This window comes from Microcystis sp. LE18-22.4A, from assembly GCF_027531105.1.
GTDB lineage: Bacteria > Cyanobacteriota > Cyanobacteriia > Cyanobacteriales > Microcystaceae > Microcystis > Microcystis aeruginosa.
On the sequence record NZ_JAPZRB010000065.1, the window covers coordinates 1 to 2,859 of the forward strand.

Here is a 2,859-nt window from a genome sequence, read left to right on the forward strand (position 1 = left end):
TGAGGTGGTCAACTACCTAATTTTCAGGGAAAAAGTACCTGAATTTTCCCCCGATCCCCGCAATGGCTGGCACTTTTTGAGGGGAAAAAAGTCCAAAAGTCTTATCCAACAAGGTTTTTAGATTTATTCAGCAGACCCTAATTATCTAAGAGCAAAGGTCGCATAAAACCGCCATAATTCTCGTCATCTGTACCGATAAAGACTTCTATTTTACCTCTAGGAGATTCTCTGGTGGTCACCGCTTCCACTTTGGAGCCGTCGATTTCTGCAATTTTTTGGGGATTAGGGGCAATAATTAGGCTATTATCGGCTGTAACTTGACCGATACGGTAAACAGCACTTCTAAACACTCCCGCACTATCTGGATCGTAAGCGGAAGCTATGTAGATATTACCTTGCTTATCTACGGCTAAATCGGAGATGGGGCGAATATTTTTACCACTACCAAAAGGACTCCGAAAAGTTACCGACTGAAATTCCCCGAATTTTAAGGGATTGAACGAGATATCCGTCCAGCGAATTTTGGTACTCTCTTGACTATCGGCCCGTTCTGCGTAGATAAATAGATAACGATCGCCTTGCCGACTAACAGCGATCGCCTCTACATTTTCGACTGCGATCGGCCAATTTATTTGCTCAACTATCTTGACTTTTTGCTGGTTATATGCTAGTAAAAATAGTCTTTGAAAAGGTTTTTTGTCGCCACTTTCAGCCAACAAAAATAAGTTAGTTTCAGGGATATGAGTAATACTTTCGAGATCGTTACTCAATCCCTCTGGATTTGGCCAATCTACCCTTAAAACCTGCCATAATAGGGGTTTTTCCTGCGTAGGCAGCCGTAAAAGACTCAGCCTTGGTTGAGATGGATCACTATTTTTGCCCTTATTTTTGGCATCGTGAACCCCTAGAAAAATATCTGCTTCTACCCAAGCTAAACCACTGAGATCCGGAAGATAAGTCTCCAGTTGTCTCGATTGTTGAGCAAAAGAGACTTGCACGACCGAAAAAAAGAAAACTAGCCCTAAAATCCCTGAAAAAACAGTTTTCAATCGGCTATTCTTGCTAAAAAATGCTCTCTTCTCTAACATCTATTCCCTAACTCCTAATATCACTGATTAACTCCTCCACCACGCGATTTAAACCGACGGAATGGGAAGCTTTACATAAAATGCGATCGCCAGAATCGATCACGTCCTTCAAACGATTAATTAAATCTATATGAGTTTGAAAACATTCGCAAGCGACCCCAGTAGCGGACTCAGCAATAAATTTAGCTTCTGGGTCATCTACCAAGACAAACAAGCGATCTATACCTAGTTTTTGCACCCTCTCACCCACTTGGCGATGTAATTGCTCCGAAAAAGACCCTAACTCCTTCATCGTGCCTAAAACAGCAATATGACGCTGACCGGGAGTAGCTTTCAGTAAATCCAAGGCCGCTAACATTGATTCTAGACCCGCGTTATAGGTTTCATCGAGGAGTAGGATATCTGGCTCTAATTGGTAACGTTTGGCCCGACCACTGGGTAAATTAACTTTAATTCCCTCTTGCAAAGAAGTCCAATCGATGCCTAAAATTTTCGCTACGGCCAAGGCCGCCATAAAATTTAAAGCATGATGACGACCGGATAAAGGTAAGTTAAAATCTAGTCCATTTACTCGTAAAGTAGTTAAATCCAGTAATTCCCCGACTATATCGCCGCCAGAGAAGCCATAGGTAATTGTTTCCCCCTGCCATACCCGTTTAGCTGTTTCGGTAAGTAAAGGGTGATCGTAGTTAAGAACAGCTATACTACTAGAAGGAGACTCGGCCAATAACTCGCATTTCGCCTCTGCGATCGCTGCTTCCGACCCTAAACGACCGATGTGAGCGGTTCCCACATTAGTAATCACTGCGATCGTCGGTTGGGCGATTTGAGCGAGCAGGGCAATTTCTCCCCGTCCCCGCATTCCCATCTCGATTACGGCACTATCGTGAGTTTCATCCAGTTCGAGGAGAGTTTTCGGCACTCCGATCTCATTGTTATAATTAGCTAGGGTTTTATGTACCTTTCCCCGGGTTGCTAATACCGAAGCGATTAATTCTTTAGTCGTGGTTTTCCCCACCGATCCTGTAATAGCAATCACGGGTATAGTAAATTGATTCCGCCACCAATGGGCCAATTGCTGATAGGTTTCTAGGGTATTCTGGACCAGGAATACAGGAATATTACTAGAGTAATTTACCGAAACTGGCTGATCGACAATCAATGTCGCCGCTCCTTTTTCGATAGCCATATCGATAAAATCATGACCATTAAAATTATCACCTTTTAAGGCCAAAAATGCTTGTCCTGACTCAATACTACGGCTATCAGTATTAATGCCAGATACTAAACTATCAGGACTAAAACTTATGTCACCATTATCTTGTAAGGACAATAATTGAGCTAGTTGATTGAGGGATAAATGACAGGCCATAGACAATAAAAATACTTAGGATTAACATACTCCCACCGTCAAGCTACGCTGTGACGGGGGATTCTTGACCTATCACTATTGGAAATTCCTTGTTCAACGAGACAACTTAGATTCTCAATGTCTCCACTGAAAATCCAGAGGTCGGACTATCCCAAGGCGTTTGGGTCGGTTTCTGTTTGCCCAACAGTACCGTTGAGATAATTTCCCAAATATTGTAACCCTTTTTTAAGAATATTTATTGCTGCATTATGATCCCTATCTAAGACTGTTTTACAGTTAGGACATTGATGAGTTCTAGTGCTTAATGTTTTTTGCACTCTCGTCCCACAAACTGAACAATCTTGAGAAGTGAAATGCGGCGGCACAGCAACACAAACAATCCGATAAATCTTGGCAAAA

The 2,859-nt window shown here is 42.4% G+C and carries 2 protein-coding genes and 1 pseudogene; all 3 read right to left on the minus strand.

Features of this window, described 5'->3' with window-relative positions:
- Positions 1-137 precede the first annotated feature (137 nt).
- Positions 138-1,088 (minus strand): hypothetical protein, encoded by a 951-nt coding sequence (locus O9295_RS02940; RefSeq protein WP_353851840.1) that lies wholly within the window; start codon positions 1,086-1,088, stop codon positions 138-140.
- Positions 1,089-1,095: 7 nt separating this feature from the next.
- Positions 1,096-2,460, minus strand: a complete 1,365-nt coding sequence (locus O9295_RS02945) for a UDP-N-acetylmuramoyl-tripeptide--D-alanyl-D-alanine ligase (protein WP_288031573.1) — start codon at positions 2,458-2,460, stop codon at positions 1,096-1,098.
- Between the two features lie 38 nt (positions 2,461-2,498).
- Positions 2,499-2,859: pseudogene (locus O9295_RS02950) on the minus strand (zinc ribbon domain-containing protein); the annotation flags it as partial.